General features: G+C 70.1%; 14 protein-coding genes. 8 read left to right on the forward strand and 6 right to left on the reverse strand.

Annotation, left to right across the window (positions count from 1 at the left end; all coding sequences use genetic code 11):
• Positions 1 to 38: 38 nt before the first annotated feature.
• The 3 genes from RDV84_RS05065 to tsaD form a co-directional block, all read right to left on the reverse strand.
• The gene (locus tag RDV84_RS05065; protein ID WP_309152681.1) at positions 39 to 863 is read right to left on the reverse strand and encodes a DUF6159 family protein; all 825 of its coding nucleotides are present in this window, start codon (positions 861 to 863) and stop codon (positions 39 to 41) included.
• 154 nt (positions 864 to 1,017) lie between these two features.
• A complete protein-coding gene (folB, locus tag RDV84_RS05070; protein ID WP_309152682.1) occupies positions 1,018 to 1,380 on the reverse strand; it encodes a dihydroneopterin aldolase in 363 nt (120 codons plus the stop codon).
• Between the two features lie 207 nt (positions 1,381 to 1,587).
• Positions 1,588 to 2,610, reverse strand: coding sequence for a tRNA (adenosine(37)-N6)-threonylcarbamoyltransferase complex transferase subunit TsaD (gene tsaD / locus RDV84_RS05075; RefSeq protein WP_057945943.1), 1,023 nt, complete (start codon positions 2,608 to 2,610; stop codon positions 1,588 to 1,590).
• 171 nt (positions 2,611 to 2,781) lie between these two features.
• Between tsaD and rpsU the strand changes: the two genes are divergently transcribed.
• From rpsU to dnaG, 4 genes are all read left to right on the forward strand, one after another.
• On the forward strand, positions 2,782 to 2,997 hold the full coding sequence (gene rpsU / locus RDV84_RS05080; RefSeq protein ID WP_031371286.1) for a 30S ribosomal protein S21: 216 nt from the start codon (positions 2,782 to 2,784) through the stop codon (positions 2,995 to 2,997).
• Positions 2,998 to 3,202: 205 nt separating this feature from the next.
• A complete protein-coding gene (locus RDV84_RS05085; RefSeq protein WP_057945942.1) occupies positions 3,203 to 3,649 on the forward strand; it encodes a GatB/YqeY domain-containing protein in 447 nt (148 codons plus the stop codon).
• A gap of 552 nt (positions 3,650 to 4,201) precedes the next feature.
• Entirely contained in the window at positions 4,202 to 5,083 is an 882-nt protein-coding gene (locus RDV84_RS05090) for a YihY/virulence factor BrkB family protein (RefSeq protein ID WP_057949900.1), read from the forward strand.
• Positions 5,084 to 5,195: 112 nt separating this feature from the next.
• A complete protein-coding gene (gene dnaG, locus RDV84_RS05095) occupies positions 5,196 to 6,950 on the forward strand; it encodes a DNA primase (protein WP_057945941.1) in 1,755 nt (584 codons plus the stop codon).
• 284 nt (positions 6,951 to 7,234) lie between these two features.
• On the opposite strand, the gene RDV84_RS05100 is transcribed toward dnaG, so the two are convergent.
• A complete protein-coding gene (locus tag RDV84_RS05100; protein ID WP_078998709.1) occupies positions 7,235 to 8,377 on the reverse strand; it encodes a dipeptidase in 1,143 nt (380 codons plus the stop codon).
• 376 nt (positions 8,378 to 8,753) lie between these two features.
• Between RDV84_RS05100 and RDV84_RS05105 the strand changes: the two genes are divergently transcribed.
• The 3 genes from RDV84_RS05105 to RDV84_RS05115 all read left to right on the forward strand — a co-directional run bounded on the left by RDV84_RS05105 (position 8,754) and on the right by RDV84_RS05115 (position 12,255).
• Complete coding sequence (locus RDV84_RS05105) at positions 8,754 to 10,748, forward strand: S9 family peptidase (RefSeq protein ID WP_309152684.1); 1,995 nt, start codon at positions 8,754 to 8,756, stop codon at positions 10,746 to 10,748.
• 159 nt (positions 10,749 to 10,907) lie between these two features.
• On the forward strand, positions 10,908 to 11,858 hold the full coding sequence (locus tag RDV84_RS05110) for a DNA/RNA non-specific endonuclease (RefSeq protein ID WP_309152685.1): 951 nt from the start codon (positions 10,908 to 10,910) through the stop codon (positions 11,856 to 11,858).
• Between the two features lie 22 nt (positions 11,859 to 11,880).
• The gene (locus tag RDV84_RS05115; protein ID WP_123645736.1) at positions 11,881 to 12,255 is read left to right on the forward strand and encodes a hypothetical protein; all 375 of its coding nucleotides are present in this window, start codon (positions 11,881 to 11,883) and stop codon (positions 12,253 to 12,255) included.
• Here the strand turns inward: RDV84_RS05115 and RDV84_RS25840 are convergent.
• Positions 12,206 to 12,364: a DUF6053 domain-containing protein gene (locus RDV84_RS25840; RefSeq protein ID WP_425606308.1), complete on the reverse strand. Its 159-nt coding sequence runs from the start codon at positions 12,362 to 12,364 to the stop codon at positions 12,206 to 12,208. The two genes, RDV84_RS05115 and RDV84_RS25840, sit on opposite strands and share 50 nt — an antisense overlap.
• 218 nt (positions 12,365 to 12,582) lie before the next feature.
• On the opposite strand from RDV84_RS25840, the gene RDV84_RS05120 reads away from it, so the two are divergent.
• Positions 12,583 to 13,581: a bile acid:sodium symporter family protein gene (locus tag RDV84_RS05120; protein WP_309152686.1), complete on the forward strand. Its 999-nt coding sequence runs from the start codon at positions 12,583 to 12,585 to the stop codon at positions 13,579 to 13,581.
• Between the two features lie 947 nt (positions 13,582 to 14,528).
• Here the strand turns inward: RDV84_RS05120 and RDV84_RS05125 are convergent.
• A complete protein-coding gene (locus RDV84_RS05125; protein WP_309152687.1) occupies positions 14,529 to 15,842 on the reverse strand; it encodes a Xaa-Pro dipeptidase in 1,314 nt (437 codons plus the stop codon).
• Between the last annotated feature and the right edge of the window lie 8 nt (positions 15,843 to 15,850).

Genomic DNA, 15,850 nt, shown 5'->3' on the forward strand with positions numbered 1-15,850 from the left:
TCGCACGCGGCCTTCGTCGTCTTGCGCAGCGGCTGCGCTCAAACGCGCGCCGACTCCAGCGACAAACCTTCGAACCCCGCCGGCACTTCGCCGTCGGCGGCGTAGCGATACAGCGCGGCCGAGTACACCCCGCCGAGCGCGCTCTGGTACACCGCCAGCCCGAGCAGGGCCAGCACCGTGAGCGCGCCGATCAGCACCGCCAGCGCCGACGACATCTGGCCCAGCAACCAGGCCAGGCCGAAGCCGCCCAGCGCCAGCGCCACCATCGCCATGCCGCAGGCCAGGCCGATGCCGACCATGCCCGCCGCGCTTTCGCCCCAGGTGCGCTTGAACATCGCCACCGAGCGCTTGACCGCGTCGACCGGACCGACGTCCTCGGCGACCAGCACCGGCACCACCAGGAAGGTGGCCATGGTCCAGGCCGCGCCGAGCGCGCCGCCGATCAGGCGCACGATGATGTTGTTGTCGCGGTCCTTGAGCGCGTTGAGCAGCATGCCGACGGTGGCGGCGATGGCCGCGTAGCCGGCGATCGCGCCGATCCGCGCGGTCGCCGCGCGCAGGCCGTCGCGCAGGGTCGGGTCGCCGCCTTCCAGCCGGATCATCGCCGCGCTGACCAGCGCGCAGTTGCAGAACACGATCACGAAGTACTGGCAGAAGTAGAACGCGAACGCATACAGCGCCGCGCCGACGCTGTAGCCTTCCTCGAACACGCCCAGCGCCAGCGCCGGGACCAGGAAGGTGCCCAGCACCACCAGCACGCAGGCGGCCGAGATCACCGGGAACACCAGCAGCTCGCGGTCGGAATTGAGCACCGACGCGCTGGCCTTGGCCAACCGCCAGCTGCGCTTGATCTTGTCGAACATCGGCCTCTCCCCAGGGCTGGATGACCGCGCATCGTCGGCGCTGCGCCGGCGTCGCGCAAGTGGCGATGCGCGCCGCGCGCGGGGCGGGAACGGCGAAGGGGACCGCAGGAATCGGCGCGGCAGGCGACCACGCCTGTCGCCGCGCCGGCGTTCGTTACGGCCGAGCCGTGGCCTCGCGCACGATGCGCACGCCGACGCCGCGCGCGTTGCGGATCGCGCCGGGCTTGGTCAGCTTGAGCGCGACCCGGCGCACGCCGAATTCCTCGATCACGATCGCCGCGACCCGCTCGGCCAGGGTCTCGACCAGGCCGAAGCGCGAATCGGCGACGAACGCGGTGATGCGCGCGCACACCGCGGCGTAGTCGAGGGTGTGCTCGATCGCGTCGCTGGCGGCCGGCACGGCGTTGTCGAAAGCCATCTCCAGATCGAACACGAGCGGCTGGCGGATCTCGCGCTCCCAGTCGTAGATGCCGATGACGGCCTCGATTTCCAGGCCTTCGATGAATACGTGGTCCATGAGCGTGTGCGCGATGCCTGGCAGACGGCGATGCGGCGCAATGTAACCGAGTGCGGCGCGGCTTGTCGCCGAGGAAACGGAAAGAAGAAGACGTCGTGGCCGCATTGTCGCGGGAGCGGCTCGCGCCGCTCCCGCGCAGGCTTCTTGTAGGAGCGCGCGAGCCGCGACCGCGACACTACGCGGACGACGAATGCCTCATCGCCGCGATCAGACCGCGTCCAGCAACGCCATGTCCCACCGCGGCGTCACCCGCACCGACGCATCCGCGCGCTGCCCCGCCTGCAAGCGCAGCGCGCCGGCGTAGGCGATCATCGCGCCGTTGTCGGTGCAGAACATCGGCCGCGGGAACGCGACCCGGCCGCCGCGCTTGGCGGCCATCGCCGCCAGCCTGGCGCGCAGGCGCTGGTTGGCGCCGACGCCGCCGGCCACCACCAGGGTGTCGCAGCCGGCCGCATCCAACGCGCGCTCGCATTTGATCGCCAACGTGTCGACCACCGCGTCCTCGAACGCGCGGGCGATGTCGGCGCGGGTCTGCTCGGTCTTGTCGCTGTTCTGCCAGGCCAGCAGCACCTGGGTCTTGAGGCCGCTGAAGCTGAAGTCCAGGCCCGGCCGGTCGGTCATCGGGCGGGCGAACTTGAACCGGCCGGGCGTGCCGAGTTCGGCCTGCGCCGCGAGCTGCGGGCCGCCCGGATACGGCAGGCCCATCAGCTTGGCGGTCTTGTCGAAGGCCTCGCCGGCGGCGTCGTCGAGGGTCTCGCCGAGCAGCCGGTACTGGCCGATGCGGTCGACCGCGACCAGCTGGGTATGCCCGCCGGACACCAGCAGGGCCACGAACGGCGGCTCGGGCCGGCCGAGCGGGTCGTCCTCCATCAGCGGCGCCAGCAGGTGCCCTTCCATGTGGTGCACGCCGATCGCCGGCACGTCCAGGGCCCAGGCCAGGGCGCGGGCGACGCCGGCGCCGACCAGCAGCGCGCCGACCAGGCCGGGACCGGCGGTGTAGGCCACCCCGTCGAGTTCGTCGGTGCGCAGGCCGGCCTCGGCCAGGGTCTGGCGGATCAGCGGCAGCAGCTTGCGCACATGGTCGCGGCTGGCCAGCTCGGGCACCACCCCGCCGTACTCGGCGTGCAGGGCGATCTGGCTGTACAGGGCGTGGGCGCGCAGTCCGGCGTCGGTGTCGTAGACGGCCACCCCGGTCTCGTCGCAGCTGGTTTCGATGCCCAGGACCTTCATGGCCGCAGCCCTTCCCGACCGGCGCGGAGGGTTGCAGGGGCTGGCACGGCGGCCGATTTCTGGGAGAATGTCGCGTTCATACCGCCTATGTTGCACCTTCCGTACGAGCACCGCTATAATGCGCGGCTCTTCTCCCGGCCTGCCCGGGCTGGTCCCTTAACGAGAAAACGTATGCCCAGCGTCAAAGTCCGCGAAAACGAGCCTTTCGAGTTTGCCCTGCGCCGCTTCAAGCGCACCTGCGAGAAGGCCGGCGTCCTGGCCGAGACCCGCAAGCGCGAGTTCTACGAAAAGCCGACGCAGGAACGCAAGCGCAAGGCCGCTGCCGCGGTGAAGCGCCAGGCCCGTCGCGCTTCGCGCGATGTGACCAAGCGTCAGCGCCTGTACTGATCGCGCTTTCCGCGCTGCACCGGCTTCGCGGCCGGCGCCTGCGAGGATCGATCGACCTTCGAGCCGGCTGCGCCTCGTGCGCTGCCGGCTCGTTGCGTTTGCGGTTCGGCGAACAGCGGCCCGAAATGCGCAGCCGGTCCGGTTTTTCCGGAGCCGGTGCCCGGCCCGCGCCTGCCTCCCCTTTCCCCCTTCCCGGATTCGTCCCATGAGCCTCAAGCAACGCCTCACCGAAGACATGAAGGCCGCGATGAAGAGCGGCGACAAGCATTCCCTCGGCGTGATCCGCCTGATCAACGCCGCGATCAAGCAGAAGGAAGTCGACGAGCGCATCGAGCTCGACGACGACGCCGTGATCGCGGTGCTCGACAAGATGGTCAAGCAGCGCCGCGACTCGGTGACCCAGTACGAAGCCGCCCAGCGCGACGACCTCGCCCAGATCGAGCGCGACGAGATGGTGGTGATCGACCGCTACCTGCCGGCCAAGATGGGCGAGGCCGAGATCCTCGAAGTGCTGGAGGCGACCATCGCCGAAGTCGGCGCGACCGGCCCGGCCGATCTGGGCAAGCTGATGGGCCCGCTCAAGGCCAAGCTCGGCGGCAAGGCCGACATGGGCCAGGTCTCGGCGCTGGCCAAGAAGCGCCTGGCGGGCTGATCGCCCCCGCGCCGCGCGCGTGCGCGGCGGTCGGTTTTGGTGTCGAGACAAGCTGAGCCGGTGTGGCCTCGTGTCGCGCCGGCTTTTTTGTTCGCGGAAAACACGGCTCGCGACGGCTCGCGGCGGGTTGCGCGGTCGCGGCGGGGTAGCGATCGCGGCTCGCGCCGCTCCTACAGGGAGCTGCGGCGGGTTTCGCTTGCGACTGCAGGAGCGGCACGAGCCGCGACCGCGATACCGCACCGCAGGCGAAACCGGGCCGGCCCGCCGCCCCGCTCTAACGCCATGCCAACACGCGCCTAACCGGCTTGTCGGATACTGAACGCGACGCCGCCCGGTTCCGTTCGCCGCATGCCCTCGACCGATCCCCGACGCCCCGACGACGCCCTGCCCCGCTCCACCGATGCGGGCGCCAGCCGCCCAGTGCCGGACTCCGACGCGCAGGCGGACGCGCGCGAGACCATCGCAACCGCCGAACCGGCCCCGGCCCCGCGCCCGCCGTCGTCCGGCGACGCCGGCGGGCGCTCGGCCGCAGCCGGGCTCGCCCACGACGCGATGCAGCGCGTCCACTCGCTGCAGGCGCGGCTGGAGCAGAGCTGGCCCGGCAAGTTCGTCCAGCGCTTCGTCGACTACGACATCCTCGCCCTGGCCGCGGCGCTGTCGTTCTACACCCTGCTGTCGCTGGCGCCGCTCGTGCTGATGGTGCTGTGGCTGAGCACCGCGCTGTATCCGTCGGCGCAGGAGGAGTTCTTCCGCCAGATGGGCCTGCTGGCCGGCAACGAGGTCGAGAACACCGCACGGCTGATCGTCGCCAACGCCCAGCATCGGCCCGGCACCGGCTCGATGGCGGCGATGCTGGGCACGCTGGCGCTGCTGGTCGGCGCCTCGGCCGTGTTCGGCCAGTTGCAGGCCGCGCTCAACCGGGTGTTCCGCAGCGACGCCAAACGCCTGGGCGGGCTGGCGGTGTGGCTGCGCAAGCGCCTGCTCTCGTTCGGCATGGTCATCAGCGTGGGCTTCCTGCTGGTGGTGTCGATGGCGGCGCAGGCGGCGCTGCAGTTGCTGATCGCCTACGTGCCGGACCTGCTGCCGGCGTTCGCGGCGGGGTTCTCGTTCTTGCTGTACGCGGCGGTGTTCGCGGCGATGTACCGCTGGCTGCCGGACCGGCCGGTGACGCGCCGGCGCGCGCTGTTCGGCGGCGCCCTGACCGCCGGCATGTTCATGCTCGGGCGCAGCGCGATCGGCCTGTACCTCGGCCAGGCCAGCCTCGGCACCGCCTACGGGCCGGCCGGCGGGCTGGTGGTCATGCTGGTGTGGATGTACTACTGCGCGGTGGTGTTCCTGGTCGGCGCACTGATCACCGCGATGCTCGACGAGCACGCGCGGGTCCGGCGCCGGCTGGCCGACGAACGCGCGGCGGCGGGACTGGACGCGGGCTGAGCCGCGCCGGCGCCGCAACCGCCCGTCGCGGTCGCGGCCGTTGCGCCCCGCCCATGGCATCCTAGTCGCCGCTCCGTTTCGAGACCGCGCCGCCCCACCGGGCGGCTCACGCATGGCCCGCATCCCCGACGCCTTCATCGACGACCTCCTCGCCCGCACCGACATCGTCGAGGTGATCGGCGCGCGCGTGCCGTTGAAGCGCCAGGGCAAGGAATACTCGGCGCGCTGCCCGTTCCACGACGAGCGCTCGCCGTCGTTCTGGGTCTCGCCGACCAAGCAGTTCTATCACTGCTTCGGCTGCGGCGCGCACGGCACCGCGATCAGCTTCCTGATGAACTACGACCGCCTCGAGTTCCTCGACGCGGTCGACGAGCTGGCCAAGCGCGTGGGCGTGGAAGTGCCGCGCGACACCCGCGCGCGCAACGAGAATTCCGACACCCAGGACCTGGTCCACGCGCTGGAAGCGGCGCAGCGTTTCTTCCTGCGCCAGTACGCGACCAGCGGCAAGGCCCAGGGCTACCTGGACAACCGCGGCGTCAGCATCGACATCCGCGACCGCTTCGGCATCGGCTACGCGCCCGACGGCTTCAACGGCCTGCGCGACGCGCTCGGCACCGACGAGCGCCGGCTCAAGCTGCTCGACCGCGCCGGCCTGCTGTCGAAGAACGACAGCGGCCGCGTCTACGACAAGTTCCGCGACCGGGTGATGTTCCCGATCCACGACCGCCGCGGCCGGGTCATCGCCTTCGGCGGCCGCGTGCTCGACAAGGACGACGGGCCGAAGTACCTCAATTCGCCGGAAACGCCGCTGTTCCACAAGGGCCGCGAGCTGTACGGGCTGTGGCAGGTGCGCCAGACCCACAACAAGATCCCGCGACTGGTCGTGGTCGAGGGCTACATGGACGTGATCGCGCTGTTCCAGCACGGCGTCGACACCGCGGTGGCCACGCTCGGCACCGCGACCACGCCCGACCACGCCGAGCTGCTGTTCCGCAACGCTGCCGACGTCTACTTCTGCTTCGACGGCGACCGCGCTGGGCGCGGCGCAGCGTGGAAGGCGGTGGAATCGGTGCTGCCGCGGATGAAGGATGGGCGCCAGGCGTTCTTCCTGTTCCTGCCCGAGGGCGAGGACCCGGACACGCTGGTGCGCAGCGAAGGCGCGGACGGCTTCGGCCGCCGCTTGCAGGAGGCGATGCCGCTATCGCAGTTCCTGTTCGACAGCCTCGCCGCCGACGTCAACCTGCACACGCTCGAAGGCAAGGGCCGCCTGGCCGAACGCGCCAAGCCGCTGCTGGCGCAGATTCCCGAAGGCGCCTTCGCCGATCTGATGAAGCAGCGCCTGACCGAGCTGACCGGCGTCGGCGCGCGCGCGGCGTCGGCGCAGACCCACGTGCCGGCGCAGCGCGCGAGCGCGGCGCAGCGGCCGGCTGCGACGCCCAAGCGCTCGCTGGTGCGCAGCGCGATCGCGCTGCTGTTGCAGAAGCCGTCGTTGGCCGCCGCACTGCAGCCGCTGGCCGGCTCCGAGCCGCCGAAGTACACCTTCGAAGGGCTCAACCAGCCGGGTGTGGACCTGCTGGCGGCGATCGTCAAAGTGGTGCAGACGCGGCCGGAAATCACCACCGGCGCGCTGCTGGAGCATTTCGCCGAACACGACCAGATCGGCGCGCTGCAGAAGCTCGCCAGCCAGAGTCTGCCCGGCAACGAGGACTACCTGCAGCGCGAATTCCTCGACGCGGTCGGGCAGTTGGAAAAGCAGACCGTGGTGCAGCGGCTGGAGGAACTGCAGGCGCTGCAGCGCGAGTTCGGACTGGGCGACGAGCAGAAGCGCGAGTTGCTGGCGCTGCTGCAACTGCGCGCGGCGACCTAGCGGGCGCGCGCAGGTCGCGCTTCGTGCTGCGGCCGCTTCTTGTAGGAGCGGCGCGAGCCGCGACCGCGACACTGCGCTTGCGACGCGAACGGCTACCCCGCGGTCGCAGCTTGCCCAGCTCCTACAGTCGAACTTCGGGCTAAGGCCGCCACTTGTAGGAGCGGCGCGAGCCGCGACCGCGACACCTCGCTTGCGACGCAAACGGCTACCCCGCGGTCGCAGCTTGCACAGCTCCTACAGGTCGGGCTTCATGCTGCGGCCGCCGCCTGTAGCCACAGCGCGAATCACCCCCACACCTCGGCCATGACCCGGGCGAAATTGCCGCCGAGGATCTTGCCGATCCGCGCATCGCTGTGGCCGCGCGCCGACAGCAGCGCCGCCAGGGTCTCGAACCGGCTCGGGGCGTTGAGGCCTTCGACGTAGAGGTAGACGTCCTCGGCCTCGCCCGGCGCGGAGATGCCGAGCTTGCGCCGTTCGCGGATCGATTCGGCGTGGTCGCGCTTGTAGGCCTCGGTCAGCTTCACCGCCGAAACCAGATTGTCGGTGCCGATGCCGACATGGTCCTCGCCGCAGACCTGGATCGCGTGTTCGAGGTGACGGATCACGTCGGCCGCGCCGGGTTGTCCGGTCTCGCGCAGGAACGGCATCAGGTAGATGCCGATCACGCCGCCGCGCTGCGCGCAGGCGCGCAGTTCGGCGTCGGTCTTGTTGCGCGGGCGCTCGACCAGGGCCGCGCAGCCGGTGTGGCTGATCAGCACTGGCGACTTCGACGCGGCGATCGCTTCCAGCGCGGTGCGGCGGCCGCTGTGGGCCAGGTCGACCAGGATCCGGCGCTGGTTGAGCCGCTCGATGAGGCTGTGGCCGAATTTGCTCAGGCCGGCGTCGCCGGGCTCCAGGCAGCCGTCGCCGGCGAGGTTGCGCACGTTGTAGGTCAGCTGCACCGTGCGCAGGCCGAGCCGGTGGTAATCGTCGATGCGTTCGAGTTTCTCGCCGATCGGCGCGCTGTCCTGGAACTGGTAGACCACGCCAAGCTTCTTCTCGCGCCGCGCGCGCTCCAGGTCGGCGCCGCTGCGCACCGCCAGGAACACGTCTGGACGGCGCGCGATCTCGTCCTCCCACGCGGCGATGTCGCGCACGGTGGCTTCGAACGCGCCCTCGTACTGGGCGACCGGGCCGACCGTGGTCTGCAGCACGCGCAGGCCGCTGGCGCGCGCGTCGGCGATGAGCCTGGGCGTCAGCGGGTCGCCGACCTTGGCCTCGTCGTCGCCGAGGAAGCCGCAGGCGTCGACCACCATGGCCTCGGCGAACGGCGCCCAGCGCGGTTCGGCGGCGGCCGTGGCCGCGCGCAGCGGGCCGGCGGCGCCGGCGACGAGCGCGCCGGCGCCGGCCAGTGCGGTCTGGATCAGAAAACTCCTGCGATCGGTCATTGCGATTCCCCCTTCATGGCGATATGGCTGCGGCGACGCGCGCGGCGCGTAGCCGGATTCGAAAACGGGCGCCCGCGCGCCGCGCCGCAAACGTCGCGGCGCACAGGCATCCGCACGGCCGCTGCCGCGACGGCGGGACGGTACCAACGAAGGCGACGGCGCCCGCCGACCCGATCGTTCGACCGACCGTTCGAGCCGTCGTGCGATCGGGCACGATTGCAGACAACGCACTCTAGGCGTAACGGCGGCCGGCGCGCTGCGTGACTTTCGGGAGGGATCGCGGCCGCTGCGGCGCGCTAAGCTCGGGCTTCCTGCGCCGCGTCCGCGGCGCGCACCTGCCTGCGCGCGCGCCGCGCGGCCTCCCGGGAGAACGCCGATGCGGTTGCGCCGAGTCCTGACCACCACCTTGCTGGCGCTGGCCTGCGCCGGCGCCGCGCAGGCGCAGCCGGGCGCGGTCGAACGCCTGCACCAGGGCAACCGCACCAGCGAAAACGTCCCGTCGCTGCCGGCGCAGCTGATCGAAGACCTCAACCGCTACCAGAACACCCGCGGCGCCAGCTTCGCCGGCTGGACCCGCGACGGCTGCGTGCTGGTCTCCACCCGCTTCGCCGAGACCGCCCAGGCCCACCGCGTGTGCGCGCCGCTGGGCATGCGCGAGCAACTCACCTTCTATCCCGAGCCGGTCAACAGCCTGACCGTCGCGCCGGGCGCCGCCGACGGCTTCGTGTTCGGCAAGGACGTCGGCGGCAACGAGTTCTGGCAGCTGCACTGGTTCGACCTGGCCACGCGCCAGACCCGCCTGCTGACCGACGGCAAGTCGCGCAACCAGGCGCCGCTGTTCGCCCACGACGGCAAGCAGCTCGCGTACAGCAGCACGCTGCGCAACGGCCGCGACACCGACGTGTGGGTGACGGACTTCCCCAACGGCAAGGCGCGCACGGTGGTGACCGAGGGCGGCCAGTGGAGCGCGCAGGATTTCTCGCCCGACGGCAAGCAGTTGCTGGTGCTCAAGTACGTTTCGGCCAGCGAGTCGTATCCGGGCCTGGTCGATCTGGCCAGCGGCAAGCTGACCTTGTTCCCGGTCGACGGCGGCAAGGCTTCGATCAGCGACTTCCGCTTCTCGCGCGACGGCCGCGCGGTGTATTACGTGTCCGACGAGATCGTCGGCGGCAAGCCGCAGGAGTTCCGCACCCTGCGCCGGCACGAGCCGGCCAGCGGCAAGTTCGACGTGCTCAGCGCGAAGATTCCCTGGGACGTCGATCAGATCGAATTGTCCGACGACGGCGCGCGCCTGCTCTACGTCAGCAACGAGGACGGCATCGGCAAGCTGCACGTGTTGTCGTTGCCGGGGCACGAAGAGATCGCGCTGCCGGAGTTGCCGGTCGGGGCGATCGGCCGCGCCGCGTTCTCGCCCGACGGCAAGCGCGTCGCCCTGTCGATCAATTCGTCGACCTCGCCCAGCGACGTCTACGTGATCGATCTGGAACCGCGCCGGCTGACCCGCTGGACCCGCAGCGAAGTCGGCGGCCTGGATTCGTCGAAGTTCGTCGCGCCGACGCTGGTGCGCTATCCCACCTTCGACAAGGTCGACGGCAAGCCGCGCACGATCCCGGCGTTCTACTACCGGCCCGCCGGCGGCCCACGCAAGATCGCGATGCCGGTGGTGATCCAGATCCACGGCGGCCCCGAGGCGCAATCGCAGCCGACCTTCAATCCCACCGCGCAGTTCCTCGCCAACGAGCTCGGCGTGGCGGTGCTGGTGCCGAACGTGCGCGGCTCGGCCGGTTACGGCCGCACCTATCTGGGCCTGGACAACGCGGAGAAGCGCGAGGATTCGGTCAAGGACATCGGCGCGCTGCTGGACTGGATCGGCAAGCAGCCCGAGCTCGACGCCAGCCGCGTCGGCGTGTACGGCGGCAGCTACGGCGGCTACATGGTGCTGGCCTCGCTGATGCACTACAGCGACCGTATCCGCGCCGGCGTCGACGTGGTCGGCATCTCCGACTTCAGCACCTTCCTCAACAACACCGAAAGCTATCGCCGCGACCTGCGCCGCGCCGAGTACGGCGACGAACGCATTCCGGCGATGAAGGCGGTGTTCGACCGCATCTCGCCGTTGAAGAACGCCGGCAAGATCCGCTCGCCGCTGTTCGTCGCGCAGGGCAAGAACGATCCGCGCGTGCCCTACACCGAGGCCGAGCAGATCGTGAAGGCGGTGCGCGCCAACGGCCAGCCGGTGTGGTTCCTGATGTTCGACGACGAGGGCCACGGCTTCCACAAGAAGGCCAACTCGGATTACTTCGGCGCGGCGATGATGCAGTTCTGGCGGCAGCATCTGATCGCGCCGGAATCGAAGGTCGGGCAGGACTGACGGCCGCCGCCCGGGGCCGGTGGCGCGAGGCTGGGGACAACCCTAGTCCGGCCGCCGGAAGTCATTGAAGCGAAACAATTCTCTGGGGTTTTCCCCACTGGGGACCGGGCGCATTTCTGGCTAACGTGTTGTGCATCCAGCGCAGCGAACAGGCACGTCATGAGCGACCCGATCCACGCCGGCCTCCCCGCCCGCCCGGCGCCGTTGCCGCCGCCCGCGGCGCTGCCGCAGGCGTTGCGCGACGCACCCGCGCCGCTGGCGCGCGCCCAGGTCGATGCGCTCGACCGCGACGGCGTGCAGGCGTTGGGCGACGAGGTCGCCGCGCTGCCGCTGGCCGAGCGCGAATCGCTGGCCAACGAACTGGCCGGCAAGCTCGACGCGCCGCAGTTGCGCAAGCTCGAATCCGCGTTCGGCCGCGACACCATCGCCGAAGCGGTCGAACGTCGCGGCGGGCCGGAACTGCGCGAGGCCTACGCGGCGTTGCCGCGCGAAGACGGGCCGGTCGCGCGCTTCGTCGACGGGATCCAACGCGCGCTGGGCCTGTCGGCCGACGACGCGCCGGTCGATCGCGCCGAGCCGGGCCAGACCCGCGAGGTCTCCGCCAGCGTGACCAACCCCGACGGCGGCGAGATCAACGACGCCACCTGGACCGTCGACGACCAGGGCCGCCCGCTGCACGCCGAGGGCACCCTGCGCACCGTGTTCAGCGAGATCGACCGCAGCGACGCGGAGACCGCCGCCCAGCGCACGGCCGCCGACCGCGGCGTCGACGGCGACCAGGGCGGCCACCTGCTCGGCCACCGCTTCGTCACCGATCAGGGCTTGAAGAACCTGTTCCCGCAGAACGGCAACTTCAACATGGGCGCCTACAAGACCCTGGAGAACGAATGGGCGGCGTGGATCGACAAGGGCATGGACGTGCGCGTCAGCATCGACCTGAGCCCGCGCGAAGCCGACCGACCGGACCGGGTTCGCATTTCCTATGAGGTCCTGGACCCGGCCGACGGCCACAGGGTTTACGATCAGCGCGTGAGCTTCGACAACCGCGCCGGCCAGAGCTACGACCGCATCGACACGGGCGAGATGGACGGCCTGATCGCGGCCAGCTGACCGCAAGGACCTCAAGCACGACATGAACAGAGACGAATTGCTCGGCGAGATCGCGCGCCTGATCGTCACCGATCCCAAGGCCGGCGAGCGCCCCTGGGACGGCTACGCGTTGATCGCCTGGTACGGCGACGGCATCAGCCGGCTCAACGGCTTCCGCTACGACAAGGGCCAGGCCGGCGAGCCGCTGACCCCGTCGGGCGTGCAGGTCGAGAACCGCCTGGAAGAACTGCGCCGGGTCACCCAGGTGCAGGGCAAGGCGCCGTGGCGGGTGTGCATCATCCGCATCAACCGCGAAGCGGCCGAAGTGGCGATCGACTTCGAGTACGAAGAGCCGGGCAAGTGGTACGTCACCCCCGACAGCGCGGCGGAGATCGCCGAGCGCGTGCGGCCCTGCTGAGCGGCTGACGGCAGCGCCCGCTTCGGGTGGGAGGGCCTTCAGGCCCGATGCTTTTGTGCCCGATCGCTGCGGCCTGAAACAAAAGCGTCGGGCCTGAAGGCCCTCCCACAGAGCTGGCGCTGTGGCCTGGAAGGAAGGGGCATCGGGCCTGAGGGCCTTCTCACAGATCGAGCGCCACGGCCCGGAACGAAGGGGCATCGGGCTTGATGGGCCGCCCGCGACAGCGCGCCTGGAGGCCCGGCCGCATCCGCCACGTCGCGCATGGCCGGCGCCGAGCGCAGCGTCCACAATGGCCGCAGCCACGATTCCCGCACCACGAGGACCTCGATGAGCTGGCTCAAGCGACTGCGCGTGGACACCTTCACCCTGGCCCTGCTGGCCACGGTCGCGCTGGCCTGGAAATTCCCGCTGCAGGGCGCGCCCGCGCAGTGGATGGACGACTTCACCGACCTCGCCATCGCCGCGCTGTTCTTCCTGCACGGCGCGCGCCTGTCGCGCGAGGCGATCCTCGCCGGCATGCTGCACTGGCGCCTGCACCTGGTGATCTTCGCCAGCACCTTCATCCTGTTCCCGCTGCTCGGCCTGGCGCTCAAGCCACTGTCCGGCCACCTGCTGACGCCCGAGCTGTACCTGGGGCTGCTGTTCCTGTGCACCCTGCCCTCGACCGTGCAGTCCTCGATCGCCTTCACCTCGATGGCCGGCGGCAACGTGCCGGCGGCGGTGTGCAGCGCCTCGGCGTCGAGCCTGCTCGGCGTGCTCCTGACCCCGCTGTTGCTGAGCGCGCTGGCCGGCGCCCACGGCGGCATGGCCGACCCGACCGAGGCGATCGGCAAGATCATGCTGCAGTTGCTGGTGCCGTTCGTGGCCGGCCACCTGCTGCGGCGCTGGATCGGCGGTTGGGTCGAGCGCCAGCGCGCGGTGCTGCGCTACACCGACCAGGGCACGGTGCTGCTGGTGGTCTACACCGCGTTCTCCGTGTCGATGAACAGCGGCCTATGGCAGAGCACGCCGCTGCTGGCGCTGTATGTCGTGATCGCGGTGTGCGCGCTGCTGCTGGCGGTGGTGATGGCGGCGACGACGTTCGCCGCGCGCAAGCTCGGTTTTTCGCGCGAGGACGAAATCGCCATCGTGTTCTGCGGTTCGAAGAAGAGCCTGGCGACGGGCGTGCCGATGGCCAAGATCCTGTTCGCGACCGGCGCGCTCGGGGCGATCGTGCTGCCGGTGATGATCTTCCACCAGATCCAGCTGATCGTGTGCGCGCAGTTGGCGCAGCGGTACGCGCGCAAGGCGGCGGGGCGGGCGGAGTTGGAGCAGGCGGCGGACTGAGCGGTGTGCAGCGGCGGTGCGCGTGTCGCGAGTGGCTTCGGCCTTGGCGGGAGCGTACGATTCATAGCCGTTGCCGTTGCCGTTGCCGTTGCCGTTGCCGTCGATTGTGCTTGCCCCTGAATTCCCGCGCATGCTTGCAGACCCGGAGGGCGCGCGCATGGATGCGCGCGTGCGCCGTAGGGGCATGGATGCCCCTTACGGCGCATCCCCGCGTCGGGTGCTGGACCTAGTGGCTTGTGACCTTAAATAAGCGTTTTTCTTTGGCTACTTTCTTTTGTCGCGCTGACAAAAGAAAGTAGCTCGGCCGCTTGCGGACGAAAGCTTTTGATGGTGGCTTTTCGTCGCGCGACACATCGATAACGGCGAAAGCAGCAGCAAAGCCAACATGGGTTCCGGCTTTCGCCGGAATGACGGGCGAGGGGTTGCGTATCCGACTGTAGGAGCGGCGCGAGCCGCGACCGCGACAATGCAACTACGACGAAACTTTCACTGTGCTTGCGGTGGCGCGGTCGCGGCTTGCGCCGCTCCTACAGGTGGCGTGCCGCGGTGGGGTTCGTCTTTGCGTGTGCGTACTTATGACGACAAGCGATCATCAAGAGCTTCCGTCCGCAAGCGGCCGGGTCACTTTCTTTGTCTTAAGCCACAAAGAAAGTAACCAAAGAAAAGGCCTTATCTTTTTCGGATCAAGAGCCACTAGGGCTCGAAAGAGGCGCGGGGCCGCGCCATAAGGGGCATCCTGCCCCATGGCGCGCGTGCGCATCCATGCGCACGCCCTCCGGGGCTGCGGGACGACTGCATCGGGCTCAAAGGCGAGCACGAGCAACAGCAACGACAACGGCACCGGCACCGGCACCGGCACGATCAAAATGGGTTCCGGCTTTCGCCGGAATGACGGAGGTTGGCGAAAAGACGCAGCCTCCCGGCAGCACGCACCGTCCGCCCCTCGCTCAGCGCGCGTCCTTCACCACCTCGCCGCCCTTGATCACCACCGGCACCGACTCGAGCAGGCGCACGTCCTGGGTCGGGTCGCCGGCGACCGCGATCAGGTCGCCCCAGCGGCCGGTCTCGACCAGGCCCACGTCCTTGCGGCCCAGCGCCTGCGCCGCGTCGAAGGTGGCGGCGCGGATCGCCTGCGCCGGGCTCATGCCGTAGCGCGTCATCACCGCGAACTGCTTGCCGTTGAGCCCGTGCGGGTACACGCCGGCGTCGGTGCCGTAGACCATCTTCACTCCGGCCGCATGCGCGCGGCGGAAGTTCTCGCGCTGGATGTCGCCGACTTCGCGGTCCTTGCGCAGGTTGTCTTCGAGCACGCCGTTCTTCTTGCCCTCGGCCTGGGTGTAGTCGGTATTGAAGATGTCCATCGACAGCCACGCGCCGTGCTGCTTGGCCAGGCGGATGCCTTCCTCGTCGATGAGGCTGGCGTGCTCGATGGTGTCGACGCCGGCGCGGATCGCGTCGCGGATGCCGGCCGCGCCGTGCGCGTGCGCGGCCACGCGCAGGCCCCACTGGTGCGCCTCGTCGGCCACCGCCTTCATTTCCTCGAAGCTCATCTGCTGCTGGCCGGGCTCGGTGTTGCGCGAGAACACGCCGCCGGTGGCGCAGATCTTGATCACCTGCGCGCCGTACTTGCGCAGCTCGCGCACGCTCTTGCGCGCTTCGGCGGCCGAATCGGCGTTGTATGGGTTCTTCTGCGCCATCGACGGCGGGAAATAGGTCGAGTCGCAATGGCCGCCGGTGGCGCCGAAGGAATACGCGGCGGTGACGATGCGCGGGCCGGCCAGCTTGCCTTCGTCGATGGCCTGGCGCAGGCCGACGTCGTTCCAGGCGTCGGCGCCGACGTTGCGCACGGTGGTGAAGCCGGCCTGCAAGGTCTGCTGCGCATGCTTGACCGCCAGCACCGACCAGAAGCGGTCGTTGAACTGCAGGCCGGTGTAGCCGCCGTAACTCGGGTCCGAATCCAGGTGCACGTGCATGTCGATCAGGCCCGGCAGCACGGTCATGCCGGGCAGGTCGAGGCGGCGCGCGCCCTCGGGCGCGGCGTCGCCGGCGCGGCCGACCGCGCTGATGCGGCCGTCATGGATCACGATCTGCGGGTTCTCGATCAAGCGGCCGTTGCTCGCGTCGAACAGCCGCGCCGCGGTGACCACCAGCGTGTCCGGCGCCTGCTGCGCCAGCGCCGGCGAAGCCAGCGTCAGCGCCGCACAAGCCAGCGCCAGTCCGGTCCGCGCCGCGCGCGGCGCCTTCGAATTCTTGTGTCGCATCATCGGCA

This window comes from Lysobacter yananisis (assembly GCF_031199375.1).
GTDB classification, from domain to species: Bacteria; Pseudomonadota; Gammaproteobacteria; order Xanthomonadales; family Xanthomonadaceae; genus Lysobacter; species Lysobacter yananisis.

Bases quoted from the DNA above. Each gene is read 5' to 3' on its own strand.
- RDV84_RS05110 (WP_309152685.1), top strand. From the start codon at position 10,908: ATGAGCGACCCGATCCACGCCGGCCTCCCCGCCCGCCCGGCGCCGTTG.
- RDV84_RS05120 (WP_309152686.1), top strand. From the start codon at position 12,583: ATGAGCTGGCTCAAGCGACTGCGCGTGGACACCTTCACCCTGGCCCTG.
- RDV84_RS05065 (WP_309152681.1), bottom strand. From the start codon at position 863: ATGTTCGACAAGATCAAGCGCAGCTGGCGGTTGGCCAAGGCCAGCGCG.
- RDV84_RS05100 (WP_078998709.1), bottom strand. From the start codon at position 8,377: ATGACCGATCGCAGGAGTTTTCTGATCCAGACCGCACTGGCCGGCGCC.
- RDV84_RS05115 (WP_123645736.1), top strand. From the start codon at position 11,881: ATGAACAGAGACGAATTGCTCGGCGAGATCGCGCGCCTGATCGTCACC.
- rpsU (WP_031371286.1), top strand. From the start codon at position 2,782: ATGCCCAGCGTCAAAGTCCGCGAAAACGAGCCTTTCGAGTTTGCCCTG.
- RDV84_RS05085 (WP_057945942.1), top strand. From the start codon at position 3,203: ATGAGCCTCAAGCAACGCCTCACCGAAGACATGAAGGCCGCGATGAAG.
- RDV84_RS05090 (WP_057949900.1), top strand. From the start codon at position 4,202: ATGCAGCGCGTCCACTCGCTGCAGGCGCGGCTGGAGCAGAGCTGGCCC.
- RDV84_RS05105 (WP_309152684.1), top strand. From the start codon at position 8,754: ATGCGGTTGCGCCGAGTCCTGACCACCACCTTGCTGGCGCTGGCCTGC.
- tsaD (WP_057945943.1), bottom strand. From the start codon at position 2,610: ATGAAGGTCCTGGGCATCGAAACCAGCTGCGACGAGACCGGGGTGGCC.
- folB (WP_309152682.1), bottom strand. From the start codon at position 1,380: ATGGACCACGTATTCATCGAAGGCCTGGAAATCGAGGCCGTCATCGGC.
- RDV84_RS05125 (WP_309152687.1), bottom strand. From the start codon at position 15,842: ATGCGACACAAGAATTCGAAGGCGCCGCGCGCGGCGCGGACCGGACTG.
- dnaG (WP_057945941.1), top strand. From the start codon at position 5,196: ATGGCCCGCATCCCCGACGCCTTCATCGACGACCTCCTCGCCCGCACC.